The 21,034-nt window shown below is 47.3% G+C and carries 23 protein-coding genes; 7 read left to right on the top strand and 16 right to left on the bottom strand.

Annotated elements, in window-relative coordinates:
- From VK958_RS09585 to VK958_RS09550, 8 genes are all read right to left on the bottom strand, one after another.
- On the bottom strand, positions 1-641 hold a 641-nt coding region (locus VK958_RS09585; protein WP_325240961.1), incomplete at its 3' end, for a beta-ketoacyl synthase N-terminal-like domain-containing protein.
- A 51-nt stretch (positions 642-692) separates the two neighbouring features.
- Entirely contained in the window at positions 693-929 is a 237-nt protein-coding gene (acpP, locus tag VK958_RS09580) for an acyl carrier protein (RefSeq protein ID WP_055825178.1), read from the bottom strand.
- A 120-nt stretch (positions 930-1,049) separates the two neighbouring features.
- The gene (gene fabG, locus VK958_RS09575; RefSeq protein ID WP_325240960.1) at positions 1,050-1,790 is read right to left on the bottom strand and encodes a 3-oxoacyl-ACP reductase FabG; all 741 of its coding nucleotides are present in this window, start codon (positions 1,788-1,790) and stop codon (positions 1,050-1,052) included.
- Between the two features lie 28 nt (positions 1,791-1,818).
- A complete protein-coding gene (gene fabD, locus VK958_RS09570; protein ID WP_325240959.1) occupies positions 1,819-2,742 on the bottom strand; it encodes an ACP S-malonyltransferase in 924 nt (307 codons plus the stop codon).
- Positions 2,743-2,826: 84 nt separating this feature from the next.
- On the bottom strand, positions 2,827-3,768 hold the full coding sequence (locus tag VK958_RS09565; RefSeq protein WP_325240958.1) for a beta-ketoacyl-ACP synthase III: 942 nt from the start codon (positions 3,766-3,768) through the stop codon (positions 2,827-2,829).
- Positions 3,769-3,826: 58 nt separating this feature from the next.
- Positions 3,827-4,879, bottom strand: a complete 1,053-nt coding sequence (gene plsX / locus VK958_RS09560; protein ID WP_325240957.1) for a phosphate acyltransferase PlsX — start codon at positions 4,877-4,879, stop codon at positions 3,827-3,829.
- A gap of 189 nt (positions 4,880-5,068) precedes the next feature.
- Complete coding sequence (gene rpmF / locus VK958_RS09555) at positions 5,069-5,248, bottom strand: 50S ribosomal protein L32 (protein ID WP_018985326.1); 180 nt, start codon at positions 5,246-5,248, stop codon at positions 5,069-5,071.
- 158 nt (positions 5,249-5,406) lie between these two features.
- A complete protein-coding gene (locus VK958_RS09550) occupies positions 5,407-5,919 on the bottom strand; it encodes a YceD family protein (protein WP_325240956.1) in 513 nt (170 codons plus the stop codon).
- A 324-nt stretch (positions 5,920-6,243) separates the two neighbouring features.
- On the opposite strand from VK958_RS09550, the gene VK958_RS09545 reads away from it, so the two are divergent.
- The 5 genes from VK958_RS09545 (at position 6,244) to VK958_RS09525 (ending at position 12,578) form a co-directional block, all read left to right on the top strand.
- Complete coding sequence (locus VK958_RS09545; protein WP_325240955.1) at positions 6,244-7,662, top strand: acetyl-CoA carboxylase biotin carboxylase subunit; 1,419 nt, start codon at positions 6,244-6,246, stop codon at positions 7,660-7,662.
- 34 nt (positions 7,663-7,696) lie between these two features.
- Positions 7,697-9,547 (top strand): sodium-extruding oxaloacetate decarboxylase subunit alpha, encoded by a 1,851-nt coding sequence (oadA, locus tag VK958_RS09540; protein WP_325240954.1) that lies wholly within the window; start codon positions 7,697-7,699, stop codon positions 9,545-9,547.
- A 72-nt stretch (positions 9,548-9,619) separates the two neighbouring features.
- Positions 9,620-10,213, top strand: a complete 594-nt coding sequence (locus VK958_RS09535) for a Maf family nucleotide pyrophosphatase (protein WP_325240953.1) — start codon at positions 9,620-9,622, stop codon at positions 10,211-10,213.
- A gap of 100 nt (positions 10,214-10,313) precedes the next feature.
- A complete protein-coding gene (locus VK958_RS09530) occupies positions 10,314-11,741 on the top strand; it encodes a DUF4139 domain-containing protein (RefSeq protein ID WP_325240952.1) in 1,428 nt (475 codons plus the stop codon).
- Between the two features lie 123 nt (positions 11,742-11,864).
- Positions 11,865-12,578, top strand: a complete 714-nt coding sequence (locus VK958_RS09525) for an SAM-dependent methyltransferase (protein WP_325240951.1) — start codon at positions 11,865-11,867, stop codon at positions 12,576-12,578.
- Positions 12,579-12,583: 5 nt separating this feature from the next.
- Here VK958_RS09525 and VK958_RS09520 read toward each other — a convergent pair whose 3' ends face one another.
- Positions 12,584-13,024 carry a winged helix-turn-helix transcriptional regulator gene (locus VK958_RS09520; RefSeq protein WP_325240950.1) on the bottom strand — a complete coding sequence of 147 codons (441 nt, stop codon included), beginning with the start codon at positions 13,022-13,024 and terminating at the stop codon, positions 12,584-12,586.
- A 132-nt stretch (positions 13,025-13,156) separates the two neighbouring features.
- Between VK958_RS09520 and VK958_RS09515 the strand changes: the two genes are divergently transcribed.
- Positions 13,157-13,642 carry an ester cyclase gene (locus VK958_RS09515; RefSeq protein WP_325240949.1) on the top strand — a complete coding sequence of 162 codons (486 nt, stop codon included), beginning with the start codon at positions 13,157-13,159 and terminating at the stop codon, positions 13,640-13,642.
- Between the two features lie 64 nt (positions 13,643-13,706).
- Here VK958_RS09515 and VK958_RS09510 read toward each other — a convergent pair whose 3' ends face one another.
- Positions 13,707-14,255 (bottom strand): class I SAM-dependent methyltransferase, encoded by a 549-nt coding sequence (locus VK958_RS09510; RefSeq protein ID WP_325240948.1) that lies wholly within the window; start codon positions 14,253-14,255, stop codon positions 13,707-13,709.
- A gap of 290 nt (positions 14,256-14,545) precedes the next feature.
- On the opposite strand from VK958_RS09510, the gene VK958_RS09505 reads away from it, so the two are divergent.
- Positions 14,546-14,740 (top strand): hypothetical protein, encoded by a 195-nt coding sequence (locus tag VK958_RS09505; RefSeq protein WP_325240947.1) that lies wholly within the window; start codon positions 14,546-14,548, stop codon positions 14,738-14,740.
- 20 nt (positions 14,741-14,760) lie between these two features.
- Here the strand turns inward: VK958_RS09505 and VK958_RS09500 are convergent, their stop codons facing one another.
- The 6 genes from VK958_RS09500 to mutL all read right to left on the bottom strand — a co-directional run bounded on the left by VK958_RS09500 (position 14,761) and on the right by mutL (position 21,007).
- Complete coding sequence (locus VK958_RS09500) at positions 14,761-15,390, bottom strand: PEP-CTERM sorting domain-containing protein (protein ID WP_325240946.1); 630 nt, start codon at positions 15,388-15,390, stop codon at positions 14,761-14,763.
- An 83-nt stretch (positions 15,391-15,473) separates the two neighbouring features.
- The gene (locus VK958_RS09495) at positions 15,474-15,920 is read right to left on the bottom strand and encodes a PEP-CTERM sorting domain-containing protein (protein WP_325240945.1); all 447 of its coding nucleotides are present in this window, start codon (positions 15,918-15,920) and stop codon (positions 15,474-15,476) included.
- Positions 15,921-16,054: 134 nt separating this feature from the next.
- Positions 16,055-16,921 carry an aldo/keto reductase gene (locus VK958_RS09490; RefSeq protein WP_325240944.1) on the bottom strand — a complete coding sequence of 289 codons (867 nt, stop codon included), beginning with the start codon at positions 16,919-16,921 and terminating at the stop codon, positions 16,055-16,057.
- Positions 16,922-17,274: 353 nt separating this feature from the next.
- On the bottom strand, positions 17,275-18,075 hold the full coding sequence (locus tag VK958_RS09485) for a hypothetical protein (RefSeq protein ID WP_325240943.1): 801 nt from the start codon (positions 18,073-18,075) through the stop codon (positions 17,275-17,277).
- A 77-nt stretch (positions 18,076-18,152) separates the two neighbouring features.
- Positions 18,153-19,088 (bottom strand): 5'-nucleotidase, encoded by a 936-nt coding sequence (locus tag VK958_RS09480; RefSeq protein ID WP_325240942.1) that lies wholly within the window; start codon positions 19,086-19,088, stop codon positions 18,153-18,155.
- Positions 19,089-19,123: 35 nt separating this feature from the next.
- Positions 19,124-21,007, bottom strand: coding sequence for a DNA mismatch repair endonuclease MutL (gene mutL / locus VK958_RS09475; protein ID WP_325240965.1), 1,884 nt, complete (start codon positions 21,005-21,007; stop codon positions 19,124-19,126).
- Positions 21,008-21,034 lie beyond the last annotated feature (27 nt).

The raw sequence follows: 21,034 nt of genomic DNA, 5'->3' as shown, positions 1-21,034 counted from the left end.
TCATTGCGGCCGGATAAGGCGCGCGCAGAGGCAAAGCCGCCTACGCTTAACTCAGTGATCGCTGCTTCTGCACCGCCAGCGACCATCACATCTGCATCACCATATTCAATCATGCGCGCTGCTTCACCGATGCTATGCGTGCCAGTGGTACAGGCAGTCACAATCGCGATATTCGGCCCTTTCAGGCCCAGCATGATCGACAGGTTACCGGAAATCATATTGATGATAGTGCCAGGGATAAAGAATGGCGAGATTTTGCGCGGGCCACCGTCATCGTAACTGTCGTTGGTGGATTCAATCAGACCGAGGCCACCAATGCCGGAACCAATGGTGACACCGATGCGCTCGGCATTGGCTTCTGTCACTTCAAGACCGGAATCTTTGAAAGCTTCCAGGCCAGCTGCCAGGCCATACTGGATAAATGTATCCATGCGGCGGGCATCCTTGGCTGGGATAAAGTCTTCGGCGTTAAAGCCTTTGACTTCACCGGCAATCTGCGATGCAAATGGCGTTGGATCAAATTTGGTTATGCGGGCAATGCCTGATTGACCAGCGATAAGATTGTTCCAGGCGTTCTGGTAACCAATCCCTACTGGAGACACCACGCCTAAGCCAGTGACTACTACTCTGCGTTTGGTCATAATAGAAATCAGCCCTCTTGCGAGGGCTGATTAAAGAATTAAGTCAAAGAATTACTTAAGGTTGGCGCTGACGTAGTCAATCGCTTGCTGAACGGTTGTGATTTTTTCAGCTTCTTCGTCAGGAATTTCGCAATCGAATTCTTCTTCCAAAGCCATTACCAACTCTACCGTGTCCAGAGAATCTGCACCCAGATCATCCACGAAAGATGATGTGTTTTTAACGTCAGCTTCGTTTGCACCTAATTGTTCACAAACGATTTTCTTTACGCGTTGTTCGATGTCGGACATCTAAAATACCCCTTATTGATAAGTGTCGTGTTCAGTAAACCGGTATTCTAACAAATCTTACCCAGAATACCAAAACACTATTATTGAAAATGATACGGTAAATGCACTTGCACTGTCAGACTATGCGCAGTACATGCCACCATTTACATGTATGGTTTCGCCGGTGATGTAAGCGGCAGCCGGTGAAGCCAGGAAAGCGACTGTCGCTGCAATCTCATATACCTGGCCCAAACGACCAGCCGCAATACGCTCAAGCATTTTTGCCTTGATCTCATCTGGCAACTCGGCAGTCATGTCGGTTTCAATAAAACCAGGCGCCACACAGTTCACGGTAATATTGCGGCTACCTACCTCTTGTGCCAGTGACTTGGTGAAGCCGGTCATGCCTGCTTTAGCTGCAGCATAATTGGTTTGGCCCGCATTACCCATGTGCCCTACCACGCTTGAAATATTGATGATGCGGCCCTGACGTGCTTTCATCATCGGCCGCAACACCGCCTGACTCATGCGGAATACTGATTTCAGGTTGGTATTCAATACAGCATCCCAATCATCATCCTTCATGCGCATTAGCAATGTATCTTTAGTGATGCCGGCATTATTCACCAGGATAGTCACATCGCCATATTGTTCGGCAATTTTCTTCAACACGGCATCAATCTGCTCAGGCTGCGTCACATCCAGCGCCATCCCGACGCCATTCACGCCTGCCGCCTTAAGGGAAGTGGTAATCGCGTCAGCACCACTGGCAGAAGTGGCCGTGCCAACGACAATCGCGCCCTGCTTGCCAAGTTCCTGTGCAATCGCGGCACCAATACCTCGGCTAGCGCCGGTAACTAACACTACTTGTTGATTCAGCATAATTTCTCCTTCACACAGCGCATTTTTATTATTGGTTTATAAAGGTTTTTATGGACTCTTCGTTAACCAGAGCCACACAACTCATTTCAGCCACTATACGTTTTGCAAGACCCGTCAATACTTTACCGGGACCAGCTTCAGCACTGATTAATACTTGTTGCTCAGCCAGCTGCTGTACCGTCTCTACCCAACGCACCGGGCTATATAACTGGCGTACCAAAGCATCTTTAATCAGTGCTGCGTCGCTGTAAGACGCGACATCTGCATTGTGCAAAACCGGTACTTGCGGCAATTGCACAGCTACATTCTGTAAATAATTACGTAACTTTTCAGCAGCAGGCTTCATTAATTCGCAATGTGACGGCACGCTGACTGGTAATGGCAGTGCTCGCTTGGCACCCTTGGCTTTAGCCAGTTCCATGCCACGGTCAACCGCCGCTTTATCCCCTGCAATCACGACCTGGCCAGGAGAATTGAAGTTGACGGCCTGCACCACCTGGCCTTGCGCAGCTTCGCTACAAACCGCACGCACAGTGTCATCGTCCAGCCCTAAGATCGCTGCCATAGCGCCCTGCCCCTCAGGAACAGCTTGCTGCATAACCTCGGCGCGAAATTTAACCAATGGCAATGCCTCTGCAAAGCTTAGCGCGCCAGCGGCGACTAAAGCTGTATATTCACCTAAACTATGTCCAGCCATGGCTACCGGTTGTTTGCCACCAAGACTTTCATACACGCGCCAGGTCGCAATGCCAGCAGTCAGCATAATGGGCTGCGTATTCTGGGTCAGATTGATTTCGTCATTGGCTTCAGTCGCCATCTTCCAGAAATCTATGCCTAAAACGGTAGAAGCCTCTTCAAATGTTTGTTTAACAATAGCGTGAGACTCAAGACCTTGCATCATGCCCACAGATTGTGAACCTTGACCAGGAAAGAAAAAAGCAAATGTAGACATAATATTAAGTATGAGTGATTAAATTATTTGAAAAAGATTAATGGTTAAAGCGTTAAGTTTTAGTGAAACCACTTAACCTGCACTTTAAAACTTAACCAATGCGGAGCCCCAGGTAAATCCGCCTCCAAATGCTTCCATTAAAAGAATGTGACCACGCTGAATGCGGCCATCCCTGACCGCGGTATCTAATGCCAATGGGATGGAAGCTGCAGAAGTGTTGCCGTGCTGATCTACAGTCACAATCACTTTGTCCATGGACATATCGAGCTTTTTAGCGGTCGCTTGTAAAATGCGGATATTGGCCTGGTGCGGGACCAGCCAGTCGATATCGGATTTCTGCATGCCATTCGCTTTTAATGTTTCATCAACAATCTGGTCTAAGGTGTTGACCGCAATTTTGAATACCGCATTACCTTCCATGATGACCGTATCCGGTCCATCAGGATTACGCGGTACATGCAGCTGATTTTCGTAGCTGCCATCGGCGTGAATATGGGTAGAAAGCACACCGGCCTGATCACTGGTTTGCAAAATAACGGCGCCAGCGCCATCACCCCATAAAATACAGTTACTGCGATCCGTATAATCGCAGATACGGGTAAAAGTATCTGCACCAATCACCAGTACATTTTTATGCTGTCCTGAGCGCATGAAATGAGTGGCGGTGGCCAGCGCATAGATAAAACCACTGCACACTGCCTGCACATCGAAGGCCGGACAGCCTGCGATACCCAGCTTGCGCTGGACCATGGTGGCTACACTGGGAAAAATTTTATCTGGCGTAGTCGTTGCGACAATAATCAGGTCGATATCTTGCGCCTGAATGCCTGCAGCCTCAATTGCGTTCAGCGCAGCTTTGGTTGCCAGGTCGCTGGTAAGCTCATCGGTAACACGGTGACGCTGTTTGATACCTGTCCGGGAAAATATCCACTCATCTGTGGTATCGACCAATTTTTCCAAATCCACATTGGTCAATAAAGTGGGCGGCAGATAGCTGCCGGTCCCTGCAATTCGTGCGTAAATCATGGGTGCGATTATGCCTTAAATGGATAAAAACGCCTAACAGAACAATGGCATGAGCGCGCTATGGCTCTTCTGCAGTCGCCAGATGTTCGATTTCAAGTTGGGATTGAATGCGCTTTAAAACACCGCTTTGCGCCTCTTCCATTGCCACGTGAATGGCATGGTAAAAACCGACTTTGTCTGCGCCGCCATGGCTCTTAACCACAATGCCACGTAAGCCCAGAAAACTGGCGCCATTGTAAAGGCGAGGGTCCACACGTTTTTTAAATGCTTTTAATACCGGGAAAGCACCCAGCGCCATTAACTTTGTCAGCCAGTTGCGTTTAAATTCCTGGGTCAGGAATTTACCCATCATATGCGCCAAGCCTTCAGTCGTTTTGAGGGAGACGTTGCCGACAAAACCATCACAGACAACGACATCAGTAGTGCCCTTGAAAATATCGTCACCTTCAACGTTGCCGTAGAAATTAAGATGGCTACCGCGTAACAATTCTGCAGCCTGCTTGGCAACTTCATTCCCTTTGATATCTTCCGAACCGATATTGAGCAAGCCGATGGTGGGGTTAGGCTTACTGTTAAGGCAACTCACCACCATCGCACCCATAATCGCAAATTGATACAGGTGCTCAGGCGTACAATCGGCATTAGCGCCCAGATCCAGCATAAAGGTACTGCCTTTTTCAGAAGGCAAAGTAGAAGCGATCGCCGGACGATCAATGCCTGGCAACGTTTTGAGGACAAAACGCGCAGTCGCCATTAGTGCGCCGGTATTGCCTGCACTGACGCAGGCTTGTGCTTCACCGGTTTTCACCATATTGATCGCTACACGCATCGAAGAATCTTTTTTATTCTTCATCGCACTTTGCGGCGACTCATGCATCAACACCACTTCACTCGCATGGTGCACGCGCAGACGTGGACTGGCTGAAATATGCAATACTTTCAGCTCAGCCTCGATCGCATCTTGCAATCCAACCAGGATAATACTGAGATTAGGATTTTCGTCCAGGATACGAACCGCCGCAGGCACAGTCACATGTGGACCGTGATCTCCTCCCATGGCATCAATGGCAATCACAACTTCCTGAGATTGCCCGAGTTGACTTGTAGTCATGTTATTTCCCAAATTTACTAATGCACTTTTAATTTGCACATTATTTCACTGGTGCACTACTTCGATGTGCACGACTTACTTGTGCTCGCATTGCCGGGCGACGGAAAAAACGCAGGCTAATGCCAGATACACAAACGCCGCGCATTTTGTGCGCGGCGCAGTTTAATACCTTAATGCTTTAGCAGCGATTTATTCGCCTTTTGCAGGCATCACTTTACGGCCACGGTAGAAACCGTTAGGACTTACGTGATGACGCAAATGTACTTCACCAGTGGTTGGTTCGATTGCCAAAGGCGGGTTTGTCAAGAAGTCGTGTGAACGATGCATACCACGCTTGGACGGTGTCTTTTTGTTTTGCTGAACTGCCATTTTAAATCACTCCAAAATTAACCGCCGCAATTTGCAAATGGGCAGTTTAAAAACCAGAATTGCTACCTAATCCAGCATTATAAAATATTCCAGAGACAACTGCAAACAAATAGTACATAGGCCGCTTTTCATTGATATTTTACCTTGAAGCTTAATTTTCACTTATCCAGTTTCAGATTTTTAAGCGCTGCAAAGGGATTAGGTTTTTCACCCGCAGTCTTTTGCAAAGGCGCGCACTCTTCTTCATGCATCACTGCAATAGGTAAAGCCATCAACAGCTCATCTTCCACCAGAGATTCGAACGTGGATTCAGCACTGGACTCCAGCCAGTCGACGTCTTCATCTTCAAGCAATGCTTCAGGTGGCTCGTCACAAACCGCAAATTCAAATTGCACATCCAACATTTGCGGCATAGGCGCAAAACACCTCTGGCAAATCAGGGGCAGATTGGTTTGCAGCGTTAAAGACAGCATGGGCAATTGCGTGTCGCCAAAATAACGCGGCGGCAAGCCTTGTATTTGATAGACCACCGAAACAGCTGACAATGCTTTCGCATCGTCTACACCCAGTTCGCGTAACGCCTGCTCCAAACGGCTAAGAGATGCCATCTCCAGCACACCTTCTGACTGTTTTTGCTGCCTGGCCAACTCCAGATAACGCGCACTCGACAAAGAAAACTCCTTTTATTTACAAGCTATTTAATATAGCAAACTATGCAGCGCTTGACGAATCCTTCTATACAAACGCGCGCGCCCTGTTTACTTCATACTATTTAAGGCGCAGGTTTTTTGTTATAATGGCGTCGCTTCACGCAGTGCTCTTTTCAAGAGCGCAACTACGGTGCGGTGTGTATTATCAACCATACTTCTGATGGTCAAGATAGTACAAAACCACAACCTAACTAGCCCAAACAGTGTTGATACAAGGTTTAAAACCGCGTAAAAAAACTGGTGCTACAAAAACTCTGTCCTTTTTTCTTGCTTTAAGGGTAATGTGTGTTTAAGAAAATTTTAGTCGCTAATCGCGGTGAAATTGCGGTGCGCATTGTGCGCGCTTGTTCGGAAATGGGCATTAAATCCGTGGCCATTTATTCCGACGCCGATCGCCATGCCTTGCATGTCAAAAAAGCTGACGAGGCCTATAACATCGGTTCCGACCCTGTTGCGGGTTACCTGAATGCACATAATATTGTGAATATTGCCGTCGCTGCTGGCTGTGACGCGCTACACCCTGGCTATGGCTTTCTTTCAGAAAATCCGGAACTGGCAGAAGTCTGCGACCGCCGCGGGATCAAATTCATTGGTCCGGAAGCACACGTGATTCGCCAGATGGGCGACAAGATCCAGGCCCGTAATGCCATGATTGATGCGGGTATTCCATGTGTACCAGGTAGCGATGGCAACCTGGAATCGCTGGATGCTGCCTTCGCATTAGCGAAAAAAATCGGTTACCCGATCATGCTGAAAGCCACTAACGGTGGTGGTGGTCGTGGTATTCGCCGTTGCGACAGTGAAAAAGACTTGCTGAGCAACTATGACCGGGTGATTTCCGAGGCCAGCAAGGCGTTTGGCAAGCCAGAAGTATTCCTCGAAAAATGTGTCGTACATCCACGCCATATTGAAGTACAGATTCTGGCTGACTCGCATGGCAACGTCATTCACCTGTTTGAGCGCGATTGCTCTATCCAGCGCCGTAACCAGAAGCTGATTGAAATTGCACCATCACCCCAGCTGTCACAAGCGCAGCGTGACTACATCGGTGGCTTAGGCGTAAAAGCAGCCAAAGCGGTTGGTTATGAAAATGCCGGTACCGTCGAATTCCTTCTGGATTCCGACAACAATTTTTACTTCATGGAAATGAACACCCGCTTGCAGGTGGAGCATACCGTGACTGAAACCATTACCGGTGTAGATATCGTGCAGCAACAGATTCGCGTGGCTGCAGGCATGCCATTGCAATACAAGCAAAGCGAAATCGCTTTCCGTGGTTTCGCCATGGAATACCGCATCAATGCCGAAGATCCACAAAAAGACTTCCTGCCCAGCTTTGGTAAAATCACCCGTTACTACGCGCCTGGCGGTCCCGGCGTGCGTATGGATGCGGCGATTTATAGCGGCTATGTAATTCCACCCTATTATGATTCCATGTGCGCCAAGCTGACTGTTTGGGCCCTGGATTGGGAAGGTGTAATTGAACGTGGTCGCCGTGCACTGAACGATATGGTGGTTTATGGCGTTAAAACCACGATTCCTTACTACCAGCAGATCATGCTACACCCGGATTTCCGTGCGGCTAATTTCAACACCAGCTTTGTGGAGCAACACCCGGAGCTGACTGAATATGACGTCGGATTACCAAAAGAATTGATGGCCGCAGCGATCGCTGCCGCGATTGCCGCCCATGAAGGCATTTAATTAACGTATCGCAGATTATTAGATCGACAAGATTATGAGCAAAATACATATCACCGAACTCGTTTTAAGAGATGGTCACCAATCCCTGATCGCGACGCGCATGCGTACCGAAGATATGCTGCCAATCGCCAGCAAGCTGGATGATGTTGGTTTCTGGTCTCTTGAAGCCTGGGGTGGAGCGACTTTTGACGCCTGTGTGCGCTTCCTGAAAGAAGACCCATGGGAGCGCCTGCGCAGCCTGCGCAAAGCGATTCCTAATACGCCTATTAATATGCTGTTGCGCGGCCAGAATCTCCTTGGCTACCGTCACTATTCTGACGATGTGGTACATGCCTTCGTGAAACAAGCGGCTGATACCGGCGTCGATGTGTTCCGTATTTTTGATGCGATGAACGACATCCGCAACCTGAAAACAGCGATTGAAGCGGTCAAATCGGTTAAAAAACACGCGATCGGTACCTTGTCGTTCACTACCAGCCCAGTGCATGACGTGGCTTACTTCGTCAACATGGCAAAAGAACTTGAAGCTCTGGGTTGTGACAGCATAGGCGTGAAAGATATGGCCGGCTTGCTAACCCCGACTATGGCTGGTGAATTGGTCAGGGAGCTAAAAGCTGCCGTCAGCCTGCCAGTACACATGCATAGCCATGCGACTTCAGGTTTAGCCAGCATGGTGATGTTGAAGAGTGTTGAAAACGGTGTAGATATTATCGACACCTGTAATTCTTCCTTTTCTGAAGGGGCCAGCCACCCGACGACCGAAAGCATGGTCGCTGCCTTGCAAGGCACAGAATACGACACTGGCCTGGATCTGGGCAAACTGCAGGAAATCACTGCTTACTTTAAAGAAGTGCGTAAAAAATACTGGCAGTTCGAGAGCGAATTCACCGGTGTGGATACCCGTGTACTGATCAACCAGGTACCGGGCGGCATGATTTCCAACCTGTCCAACCAGCTGAAGGAACAAGGTGCGCTTAACCGCATGGATGAAGTATTGGCCGAAATCCCACGTGTCCGTGAAGATCTAGGTTTCCCTCCATTAGTCACCCCTACTTCGCAGATCGTTGGTACACAGGCCGTGTTGAATGTATTGACCGGTGGACGCTACAAATCCATCACTAACGAAGTGAAGAATTACCTGTTGGGCCAATATGGTAAAGCACCCGCCCCGGTGAATGCCGAGATACGCCAAAAAGCGGTTGGCAATGCAGAAGTGATCACTGGCCGTCCAGCTGACCTGCTGCAACCTGAAATGACCAAGTTGCAAGGTGAAGCTGAACGTTTTGCCAAAAACGAACAAGACGTGCTGACCTACGCCATGTTCCCGGATATCGGCCAGACATTTTTGCAGGAGCGTAATGCCGGTTCATTGCAACCAGAGCAATTGCTGAGCAAAGAAGCCGTGACCCAGCAAACTGCCGCTGCACGTTATGCGCCTAATGAATTCAACATCACCCTGCACGGTGAAACCTACCATATCAAACTGACAGGTAGTGGCCATGCTGGTGAAGAGCGCCGCCCTTACTACGTAAAGGTAGATGGCATTTCTGAAGAAGTATTCGTTGAAACGCTGGACGAAATGGAAATCAGTGATGGTGGCGCTTCCAACGGTGGCAAGAAAAAAGCCGCTGCCGTGACTTCCAGCGGCCGCCCTCGCCCTACACATCCAGGCTGTGTCACTACGGCCATGCCAGGCACTATCGTCACTGTAAAAGTGAATGTGGGTGACAAAGTGAGTGCCGGTGATGGCGTTTTGGTAATCGAAGCCATGAAGATGGAAAACGAAATCCAGTCCAGTAAAGCAGGTACCGTGGTTGCGATTCACGTGGCCAAAGGTGATAGCGTGACACCAGACGAAACACTGATTGAAATTCAACCGGATTAATCATCCTTAGTAATAGCAATGCTAAAATCCCCGAATCATTCTTCGGGGATTTTTTTATCCTGTGCTATATCAATGAAAACGCTGATTCTTGCTTCCTCGTCCCGCTACCGCCGTGAAGTGCTGGAAAAACTGCACCTCCCTTTTGAATGCATTTCGCCAGATATTGATGAAACGCCATTCCAGAGCGAAACACCTGAGCATACCTGTTTAAGGCTGGCTGAAAGCAAAGCCCGTAAAGTCGCTGAGGGTCATCCGGATGCCTTGATTATCGGTTGCGACCAGGTCGCGACCATCAATGGACAGCAAATCGGCAAACCCGGTAGCCATGAAAATGCCGTCAGGCAACTCACCATGCTCAGCGGCAAAGAAGTCATCTTCCACAGTGCGATCTGTTTGTACGACAGCGACACCCTGCACATGCAATCCACCATCGTGCCTTATTACGTCAAATTCAAAACCTTGACATCATCGCAGATCGAAACTTATTTACGTCTTGAACAACCTTATGATTGCGCAGGCAGCGCCAAATCTGAAGGCATGGGCATTGCGCTGCTTGATTATATGCGTGGCGATGACCCGAACGCACTGATAGGTCTGCCACTGATCGTGCTGGTCGATATGTTGAAGCAAGCTGGCATTGATGTCTTATCCCTGCCACGTGAGTAGCTTATGATCTATATTCGACCTGGCGCAGTGTTAACTTTTGAACGGCTGCCGCGTTAACAAAGTCTCAAGCATACAAGCACACAACAACGAGAGGATACTCATGCGACTCAGCTCCCTGCTACTGTTATCACTTGGTAGTTTTTCAATCGCACATGCGGAAACTGCCGTCATCAGCCCGCAATCAGATCAAACCAGCGTCGCTGTCACTATTTACAACGAAGACCTGGCCCTGGTTAAAGATAGCCGAAAACTCAAACTGAATAATGGTTTATCCGCTTTGTCCTTCCGTGATGTCAGCGCACAGATCAAACCTGAAACCGCTTTGTTACGCAGCTTGTTGCCCAATACCAGCTTGCAGGTGTTGGAACAGAATTTTGATTTTGACCTGCTCAGCCCACAAACCTTGTTAGAAAAATTTGTCGGCCAGCAAGTCAGCGTGATTAAAACCAATCCGACAACGGGTGCAGAAACTGAAGAGACCGCGACTGTGCTTTCAGCCCAGAATGGCGTGGTCCTCAAGATAGGTAACCGTATCGAAACCGGCGTCCCAGGCCGTATCGCCTACCCTAACGTGCCAGGCCAGCTGAGAGATCGCCCGACTTTGACCACACAAGTACAATACAAGGGCGCTGAACAGTCCAGCCTGGAATTAAGCTACCTCACCGGCGGCCTGAACTGGAAAGCTGATTACGTCGCTGAACTCAGCAGCAAGGAAGACACCATAGACCTCTCAGGCTGGGTGACTCTCAACAATACCAGCGGCACCTCCTACCCGAATGCCAAAGTGCAATTAGTCGCCGGCGATGTCAATCGCGTGCGCGAAGCCATCCGTCCGAAAACCATGATGATGCGCTCTGAAGCCATGGCCGCCGATGCGCCTATGCCAACTGAGCAAGGCCTGCTGGAATACCATCTCTATACCTTGCCACGTGCTACCAGCATTGCCGAGAATCAAACCAAGCAAGTTGCCCTGCTGACTGCCCAGCAAATTCCGGCGCGTAAGGAACTCGTATTAACTGGCGCCGATTACTACTATCAGGGTCAATACCGTGACGTGGAGAAAAAACAAAAGGTGCAGGTCTATGTCGAGTTTGAGAACAAGGAAAGCAGCAAGCTCGGCATTCCATTACCCAAAGGCACCATGCGCGTGTACAAAAAGGATAACGATGGCACTGCACAGTTTGTCGGTGAAGACCAGATCGACCACACGGCTAAAAACGACACTGTCCGCCTGAAACTGGGCAATGCATTTGATGTCACCGCAGACCGCGTGCAAACCGACTTTAAAAACCTGAGCAAGAGCAACAACCAGGTGCCGCTGTATGAAAGCGCTTATGCCATCACCCTGCACAATGCCAAGAAAGAAGCGGTGACTGTCAACGTGCAAGAGCCGATCAATGGCGACTGGAAAATCCTCAATGAATCGCAGCCACACACAAAAACCAGTGCGCATCAGGCCACCTGGAAAATCAACGTTCCTGCTGAAAGCGATGTCACCCTTAAATATCGCGTACAAGTGAAGTATTAAATGATTCGCAGCCTCCGGCTGAGAAGTGGTGATTGATAAAACTAAAAAAGCATTCTTTCACGAGAATGCTTTTTTTATGGCGGCCGTGGGATAATTCAGCTAATTCAATCAAACAACAAAGCTATGACAACCGGTACGCTTTACTTTATTCCCGTTCCCCTGGCAGAAGATACTTCGCCGCAACAAGTCGTGCCGCCAGAAGTCATCAGCCGCATGCATAGCCTGCAGCATTTCATCGTCGAGAACGAGAAAACTGCCCGCCAGTTTTTAGCGGCCAGCGGCCATCCGACACCGATTCGTGAATTAAGCTTTTCTCTACTGACTAAAGACACGCAGACAAAAGATTTACCCGCCCTATTACAGCCTCTGCAAAAAGGCACTGATGTCGGCCTGATGAGTGAAGCAGGCTGTCCCGGTATCGCAGACCCCGGCGCTGCTCTCGCTGCCGTGGCGCATCAAAAAGGCATACGCGTAACGCCTTTGATTGGCCCCAGCAGTTTGTTATTAGGATTAATGGCAAGTGGGTTAAATGGCCAACGGTTTACGTTTTTGGGCTATTTGCCCAGTGACAAGGCTGAACGCATTAAAGCTATTAAAGGGATTGAGTTTGATTCCAAGAAACAGCAGGCAACACAATTATTTATAGAAACGCCCTACCGCAATCAGCATATGCTGGAAGACTTGGTTGCAAACTTGCAGCCACAAACAAGATTGTGTGTAGCCTGCAATATCACGGCAGAAAATGAACTGATTGTGACTAAGACTGCTGCTGAGTGGAAGAAAAAACCGTTACCGGATGTGCATAAAAAACCGACGGTATTTTTGTTACTGGCCTAAAGCACTTAAAAGCGGATTGTTCTCACGCCTGGTGTTCCCGAGTTGAGGGTGTCATGCGCAGCCTTGTCATAATCGCTTTGCGCTTTCAGCACATCCTCAATATGCATTTCTGACCATACCCGTACCGCAGCCAGCAAACCCACCAGCGTTTTGCCCAATGGCGTAATGGTGTACTCCACTTTAGGCGGCACAGTGGGGTAAATGGTCCGCGCTATCAACCCATCCCGCTCCAGACCCCGCAATGTTTGCGTCAGCATCTTTTGCGAGATACCCCCAATCTCGCGCTGCAAAATACTAAAGCGTTTGGTTTCTGTCTCCAGCAAACCAAGCACCAACACAGCCCATTTATCCGCAATCCTGTTTAATACCAGCCGCGTCGGACATTCAGTGTGGTACGCATCCCAGCTACTCAATATCTGCAAAACCCGGTCAGTGTCTTCACTCATCATCTTCTACTTTCTGTTAATTTCAGGTGCCTAAGTCACTTTCAGGTGCCTACTTACTAATAGTGACTAATGGAATTATGATGCGCAACTCCATAACGCACAAGTGTTATGCAACCGCTGCAAGGAGATTTGATGAAACTGTTCAAACACATATTGAATGCATTGATTTTGACAACACTGTTAACGAAAGGAACCACCCTCATGGCGCAAGATATCACTCAACAAAACAAACAACTATTGGCAGATTTCGCTAATGCCGTTTTTGTGAAAAAAGACTTCACTCAACTGCCGCAGTTTATGCAGCAAGGATATATTCAACATAACCCGCTGGTGCCACAAGGTTTAAGTGGATTCCAACAGTTTTTCGCCGACTGGTTTAAAGCAGTCCCAGACTGGCACTATCAACTGGAAAAGCTGGTCGCAGAGGGTGATACGGTTTGGGTGTATGGTGTGTATTCAGGCACCCAGCAAGGTGACTGGTTAGGCATCCCCGCTACCGGCAAGCATTACAGCATCCATGCAGTGGATATTTTCAGAATCGAAAATGGCAAACTGGCAGAGCATTGGGATGTGCTGGATACGTATGGGCTATTTAAACAACTAGGGGTTATTCAATAGTCACTATTAGAAGCTAGATACATGAAGCCTGTTAATGACGGGCTTCATCATTTTAGATCAGCGATTAAGCATTATTACCTTTACTAATCTTCCGGCAAACAAGCATAACCTCATCCACTCCCTTGGTATCTATCATGCCAGTGACAAGGTCGAGCTTCTTCTGGAAACGTACACCAATGGGCATGAATACATTGTTATACCACCACAGCGCGCGTGTACGCCTATGGGTGAGAAACCACATGCCGATATCAAGCAGGCGTGACGATTTAGGCTGCATACCGTAAACAGCACTTTGCTCGATTACAAAATCATACTTGGCAAGCTTGGCGACGAGCCCTTCTGGTTCATAGCGGCGACAGTGCCCGACAAAGTCGTCAAACGGTGTCCACTGCGATGGATGCAGCGGCACGGATAGCAACAATGTCGCACCGGGTGCAGCCACACGCGAAAGCTCGGACAAAGCGCCATCGTCATCATCGACATGCTCGACAATATCGAAAGCGCATACCAGGCCGAATATGCCATCCTCAAACGGCAGCGCCGAGACCAGCCCCTGCATCGCATTTGCACCATGCGCCTGCAGCTTGGCAACTGCGGGTGCGCTAATGTCCACGAAATGTGTGCCCTCAATAGGTAATCGCGGCCTTAAGCCCGGAGCGATTTCAAGACGAGTTTGAGATTGGGATATTAAGGATGAAACTAGCGGCCAGGTATTAAAGCGCTCAGGGCTGACTAGCCGCGCATCCGTCCATAGCGGGTCGTAGAATTGCCGGTTTGCTTCAATGAGTTCGAGGTCTTTACTGACAGTGGATGTCGCTGGATTTTTCATGCAGGCATACTAACAGCAGATTTGAAATAGCAGGAAAAAACATGCATCACCAATCGCTGCGAGTAGCCAAATGCTTGCTTCCAATCTTATTTAGTCTCAATCAGTGCATACTGGAAGACGTGGTTGCCAATATGCAGCCACAAACAAGATTAGGCGTAGCCCGCAATATCACGTCAGAGGTTGAGTTGATTGTGACTGAAACGGTAGCGGAGTGGAAGAAAAACCGTTACCTGATGGGGATAAAAAACAACGGTGTTTTTGTTGTTTGACTACACTCCAGACGGAGCTATCAAAGCTGACGGCGACGCGCCACCACGCCCATTAATCCTAGGCCACCCAGTAGCATTGTGTAACCTTGCGGCTCCGGGACGTTAGTGGCGCTAATCCAGGGCTGTGTCACAGGCATATTGGTGTTGTTACCGATAATAATTCCAGCAGCAGGTAATCTGGGGACATATGGAAAGCCTGATACAGTCAGAACAACCCCACTGCTTCCACTATACGTGTCAATCGGCGCACCAGCCCCACCATTACCTGTTAAATCAACGATTCCTGTAATACTGATATAGGGCGCATCCACACTTATACTGTTCCCCTTTACGGACAGAGTGGCTGAGAGGTAAAAACTTTCACTTACGAAAGAGAGATTGGACAGATACACATTGAGCAGGCCAGATAGCGTGATAGCGTTACTTGCAATAATGGAAAATGTGGCATTCGGGGTATTGGAATAAATATCCAGGATACTGCCAGGCTTTAGATCGAATGATGATAGATTAAATACATCGCCATCATCCACATACAAAGTTTCGTTTTGATCGATCACTAGAGATGAGCCTGTAGCTGGCATCACCAGAGCATTGCTCAGATTTGTAATCAAAGCCAAATTTACCAGCAAAATTATTTTTAATAAACTCACTTACAAGACCTTTGTTCTATTGAATGCTAAATGTGCCAGGAAGGCTTTAACCTACTAGTAATAATTTTGGAATGTTTCTCAATTCATCTTGCAGAGCGTCTGGCTACAGTTGCGCCAACCAATCCCCAGCCTGCCAATAACATTAAATATGTATCAGCTTCAGGAACCGCAGTTGCAGCTAGAGTAATTTGGGTGACTGAAATACTTGGTCCAGTTGTAGTCAGGATCAGAGGTGAACCAATCGAAATACTTCCGCCAACAATCAGGGATCCTGGAGTATTAATAACTCGATTTATCATATCCCACTTTGCTGATGGATTTTCAACATTGAAAACGCCAGAGACATTAATATTACCGCCACTTTGCCAAACAAAGTTTTGAATATTAGTCACTAAAACTGGTCTAGGTGTTGAACTAATTAAAGGTGATGATAAGTCACTGCGAATATCGAGATTTAGGATTTCTATCGCATAGCCTGCATTCGAAATCAAGACCAAATTCAGTAGCAAAGCTGCTTTTAAAAACTTCATTATCACTCTCGATTTTTTTGATTTTTCTTAACATAGAAAATATCAGAAATCGGTTGATTCAAAGATGACTGTTTAATGAAAGCAGGACCAGCTTAACCTTTGCCTGGAGAATTATTATTTGGAGAGGTTACCACCTATGAATTAACCGTCTTGAAAGTATTCGCCAGCAGCTCAAAATCTTCATTAGTTAACTTGATATTGATCGCCTGCATATTTTCTTCAAAGTGCTGCACCTTGCTGGTGCCGGGGATAGGCAAAATGATTGGGCTGCGTTTCAATAGCCATGCAATTGCGATCTGGTTAGGTGTGGCTTCGTATTTCTGTGCAATTTGACCCAATATATCCAATTTTCCAGCCAATGCATTCTTGGCCAATGGGTACCATGGAATGAAAATGATGTCATTCTCAGTGCAATAATCCAGCTCCTGCTCATATTGCCGGTTAATCAGATTGAACTGGTTTTGTACAGTATCCACATTGAAGTATTTCTGTGCCTCTTTAATATCTTCAACCTTCACTTCGCTTAAACCAATGTGTTTTATCAAACCTTCTTTCTGGAACTCGGCAACCACCTGGAATTGTTCATCTCTAGGTACTTTGGGATCAATCCTATGCAATTGCCACAAGTCAATTTGCTCTACCTTAAGACGGCGCAAACTCATCAATAGCGATTGACGCAAATACTCTGGCCGCCCTACGGCTGTCCATACATTAGGCCCTTGTCTGGTTAACCCTGCCTTGGTTGCAATGGTCAGTCCTTTATAAGGATACAGCGCCTCAGCAATCAAATCCTCGCTGACATTCGGGCCATAACTGTCCGCAGTATCGATAAAATTAATTCCCAGCTCAGGCAGTCTACGCAATAATTCCAAGCAATGGGCCGGGTCTTCAGGTTGCCCCCAAACTCCGGCTCCCGTGATACGCATAGAGCCGAAACCAATACGGTGGAGCTGGCGATCACCTAAAGTGATTTGGGTAGGTACATTAATGCTTACAGACATAGAACAACCTTTTCTAAATTGTTATGAAGCAAGACCGCGGAGACCGGATTTTGTATTGGAAAATTTTGGCCTTAAAGCGCGACGCGCCCTCTCTCACTCTATCCAATCCTGGTTAGAATCTGCAAGATTAATGATATAAACAGGCCACCACTAGATTGAAATCATTGCCCGCGAAACAGGCTTTTCTGAAGGGTTAATTGCAGCCACCGCAATCTATACAGCGAATTTCAGCTGGGAATACTAGAATATCAATGTAGTTAGGAATAGCTATTTTTATGTCTAAGGTAGGAAGTTTTGCATACACACTCTAAAGTGTAAACAAGATATAGCTTTATCAAAATTAGTAACGGATCTTAAACAGATGCATTCTTTAAGATATCTTGGTATTTCGTCAGCCCTTTTTTTGTCAACCAATAAACAGTCGGATTGTTATCAACATATTCATGCTCTACCAAATTTAATAAGGCTAGTCGAATTGCTGAATGAGAATATTGCGAATAATTCACAATATTCTCAAATTCCACATACTCGTCTCCATTATCAAATAATGTTCCCAAAGTCTTAATCGTATCTAATTCTTCAGCTTCCCATCTGATATCGGAACTCTCACTTTTAACTAAAGGCTCATCTACAAATGTATTTGAGCTGGGCTCTAGAGGAGTTTCAGCTGGCGTTGTTTCGAAACTAGAAATTTTTTCTCGTAATTGTTGCTCTGTGATTCTTAAATTTTCTATTTCTTTTCGTAATTCGGACTCAACCTTATAGTGCCTTAAATGAATAGCAGCAACTTCAGCAGCTGTTCTTGTTTGAGTTTTTTCGATGTCATGAATTGAATTTCTTTTTTCAATCGCTCTATTTAGAAGATATTCTGTAATTTTTAAATCAATATGTGGATATAAGAAAACATATGCTAATGCAGCTACTAAAGGATAAGCGAAACCATCCCAAATATTCAAATACTGTTGAACTAGCCAAAACTTATAATCCACATTGAACTCTGCTGTCTGGTCGGACAAGACTGTGATCACAATTCTGTAGTTAGTTATTAACCAAGAAATAATAAAAGAGAAAAAGAGAGGGCTAGAAAAACGCTCCAAGATCAAATCTCTTGCGGATTTGTAATACTCTTCAAAAAGATTATCTTGATTCTCCATAACTCTCCCTCTACAAATATCTTAGTTATATTATTTTTGTCTCGAAAAGCAGGCTAACAATTTTGCTACCAAATATTTCATTTAACTTTTGAATTAGCAACGCCAAATGGAATATGAACCATCGGAATATCGCCCGCAGAAGATTTTAAATGACTTCTCTGATCATCAAAAAACATATGCGGTTTTAACACTGAGAGAATTCTGGCTTTTTCCATTCCACCAAGAAAAAACGATTCATCTGCTGAAACGCCCCACTCTTTTAAGGTGGTGACAACACGTTCGTGAGCAGGTGCACTCCTTGCAGTAATAATTGCTATTTTCAATATCTTTTTATAATCGGGATTTTCGCTCAGGAGTTTGTCTTCCAGCTTTTGCATCAAAGATAGTTTTTTAAATAAATCAGCCAAAGGCCCGGCCTGGTGCGGAATAGATTGCTTGGCAACCTCATGCGCTTCGAATTCGGTTAGATTATTATTCGTTTTGAAAACGGCTTCCGCTTCATCATCTGCAATCACGCCATCAAAGTCAAAAGCGATTCTAAGCTCAGTGTCAGTCTCATCATCATAGACTTTTGAGGGTAAAACTACGCCTGCGGGATAATCTAAATCGATCGCAGACTGCACATCCGCTTCGTTAGCACTCAGGAATAGTGAGGTATTGAATGCTGGAATATATTCATGCGGAGACCTGCCTGTCATAAAACTGGCGCGTGAGATGTCCAGGCCGTAATGTTGGATTGATCTGAACACTCTCAACCCTGTTTCTGGTGAGTTTCTTGATAACAGCACAACTTCTACCGGTAACTCTTTGGGAAAAGCCTTATTAATTGCCAGAAACCTGCGAATAAAGGGGAACGCAACGCCTTTTGCAAACGGAACATCAATATTCTTTTCTTGATGCTGGCGATACTCCTCTACGCCCTGAGTTTTATAAACCTCATGAGACTCGGTTAAATCAAACAAAGCGCTTGAGGCAACGCTGATTACTAATTTTTGTTCAATTGGATAAGCCATCACATATTTTTATTTAAGTTTCTAAATCCAGAGTCTTACTGCCCGCGCATAAACATCTTATCGAGATCATTCAGGCTCACCTGGAACCAGGTTGGCCTGCCGTGATTACACTGCCCGCTTCTTTCAGTCGCTTCCATATCCCTGAGCAAAGCATTCATTTCAGTGATGGTGAGTTGCCTGTTAGCCCTCACGGCAGCATGACAAGCCATTGTGCCTAACACCTCGTTTTGGCGCTCTAGCAACACACGGCTGGCGCCATACTCATGCAGGTCACGCAATACCGCACGCGCTAATGACACAACATCCGCATCTTGCAGCATGGTGGGCACTGCGCGAATGGCAATGGTGGTCGGCGACAAGGTAGCTAAATCAAATCCTAGCTGTTGCAAGGTATCGCTGCCTTGCAGGGATTGCAGTGTGGCGACTTCAACTTTTTCCGCATAAAAGCTCATAGGGATCAGCAGTGGCTGTGTGGCAATCGCTTGTTCGCTTAAGGCGTTTTTCAGCCGCTCATACATAATGCGTTCATGCGCGGCGTGCATATCGACGACCACCATGCCTTGCGCGTTTTGGGCTAGGATATAAATGCCATGCAATTGGCCTAGCGCGAAACCGAGTGGATATTGTTGCGGTTGTGGCGCTGCTTCTTGAGTGAGAACGGCTTCAGAAAGTGATATCGGGTTTAAATAATCTTCTGAAGAAGGGTTTTCTTGGACATTCCCCAATGCACTTACATTGGTAGGCTTTAAGTCGCCGTACATTTGCCCGTAAAATTGTTGGGCCATAGCTGCGCCATTACTGACATTGGGCTGGTAGCTGCCATCAAATACCGAGCGGTTTTGCAAAGGCATTTCGACTTGCTGACGCGGCATGGATAAGCCGGGCGTGAACGGGTTAAATGGCGCTTGTACGGGCTGGCTGGCCTGGATTTCGGCGGATGTTTTCCCCAGGGCTTTGTGCAGGCTATGGAAAATAAAGCGGTGCACGGCTTGCGATTCGCGGAAGCGGACTTCGGTTTTAGCCGGGTGGACGTTAACATCGACCAATGAAGGATCGAGTTCGAGGAAAAGCACGAAAGCCGGATGTTTGTCGCCGTGCAATACGTCCTGATAGGCTTGCTTGATGGCATGCGCAATCAGTTTATCGCGTACAAAACGGCCATTCACAAACACGTATTGCGTATCGCGGCTATGGCGCTGGTAGGTCGGCGAGGCGGTCATTCCCCACAGGCGTAGCCCGCTACTTTCTTCATCCAGCCAAACGCTTTGAGTGGCAAATTCGTTGCCGAGAACATCGGTAATACGCTGTTGAGGTGTATTAGCGGACAGCCGCATGATGGCTTTGCCGTTATGCTGCAGCAAAAATCCAATTTGCGAGCGCGACAAGGCGATGCGGGTAAAGGCATCTTCACAGTGGCCAAACTCGGTATTCTCGGTTTTAAGAAACTTGCGGCGGGCCGGGGTGTTGAAATACAAATCATGCACTTCGACGATAGTGCCTTCATCCAGCGCTGCAGGGCTGATCGGTTGGCCTTGTGTGCCTTCTGCGCTAATTTGCCAGGCATGACTGGCAGCCTGTTGGCGGCTGGTGAGCACAGTGCGCGAAATTGAAGCAATACTTGCCAGTGCTTCACCACGGAACCCAAGGCTGCCCACCTGCTCCAGATCTTCCAGGCTTTGAATCTTGCTGGTGGCGTGACGCGTCAACGCCAGTTCCAGCTCATCTTTGGCAATGCCATGACCGTTATCGGTGACTTTTAATAACTTGGTACCGCCCTGCATCAACGCGACTTGAATCTGTGTACTACCGGCATCGACACTATTTTCCAGGAGCTCTTTAAGCGCCGAGGCCGGGCGCTCAACCACCTCACCTGCGGCAATTTGCGAGATAAGTTGGTCGGGGAGTAATTTTATTTGCATCTTCATATTCTACCTGTTTTGCTAGAA

The organism is Methylophilus sp. (assembly GCF_035460085.1).
Lineage (GTDB): Bacteria > Pseudomonadota > Gammaproteobacteria > Burkholderiales > Methylophilaceae > Methylophilus.
Note: the sequence above shows the minus strand (reverse complement) of the source record. Positions and strands in the feature narration are given on the sequence as shown.

Coding starts and splice junctions, on each gene's coding strand:
- acpP (WP_055825178.1), bottom strand. CDS start 929: ATGTCCGACATCGAACAACGCGTAAAGAAAATCGTTTGTGAACAATTA.
- fabG (WP_325240960.1), bottom strand. CDS start 1,790: ATGCTGAATCAACAAGTAGTGTTAGTTACCGGCGCTAGCCGAGGTATT.
- fabD (WP_325240959.1), bottom strand. CDS start 2,742: ATGTCTACATTTGCTTTTTTCTTTCCTGGTCAAGGTTCACAATCTGTG.
- VK958_RS09565 (WP_325240958.1), bottom strand. CDS start 3,768: ATGATTTACGCACGAATTGCAGGGACCGGCAGCTATCTGCCGCCCACT.
- plsX (WP_325240957.1), bottom strand. CDS start 4,879: ATGACTACAAGTCAACTCGGGCAATCTCAGGAAGTTGTGATTGCCATT.
- rpmF (WP_018985326.1), bottom strand. CDS start 5,248: ATGGCAGTTCAGCAAAACAAAAAGACACCGTCCAAGCGTGGTATGCAT.
- oadA (WP_325240954.1), top strand. CDS start 7,697: ATGAGCAAAATACATATCACCGAACTCGTTTTAAGAGATGGTCACCAA.
- VK958_RS09535 (WP_325240953.1), top strand. CDS start 9,620: ATGAAAACGCTGATTCTTGCTTCCTCGTCCCGCTACCGCCGTGAAGTG.
- VK958_RS09530 (WP_325240952.1), top strand. CDS start 10,314: ATGCGACTCAGCTCCCTGCTACTGTTATCACTTGGTAGTTTTTCAATC.
- VK958_RS09525 (WP_325240951.1), top strand. CDS start 11,865: ATGACAACCGGTACGCTTTACTTTATTCCCGTTCCCCTGGCAGAAGAT.
- VK958_RS09520 (WP_325240950.1), bottom strand. CDS start 13,024: ATGAGTGAAGACACTGACCGGGTTTTGCAGATATTGAGTAGCTGGGAT.
- VK958_RS09515 (WP_325240949.1), top strand. CDS start 13,157: ATGAAACTGTTCAAACACATATTGAATGCATTGATTTTGACAACACTG.
- VK958_RS09495 (WP_325240945.1), bottom strand. CDS start 15,920: ATGAAGTTTTTAAAAGCAGCTTTGCTACTGAATTTGGTCTTGATTTCG.
- VK958_RS09490 (WP_325240944.1), bottom strand. CDS start 16,921: ATGTCTGTAAGCATTAATGTACCTACCCAAATCACTTTAGGTGATCGC.
- VK958_RS09485 (WP_325240943.1), bottom strand. CDS start 18,075: ATGGAGAATCAAGATAATCTTTTTGAAGAGTATTACAAATCCGCAAGA.
- VK958_RS09480 (WP_325240942.1), bottom strand. CDS start 19,088: ATGGCTTATCCAATTGAACAAAAATTAGTAATCAGCGTTGCCTCAAGC.
- mutL (WP_325240965.1), bottom strand. CDS start 21,007: ATGCAAATAAAATTACTCCCCGACCAACTTATCTCGCAAATTGCCGCA.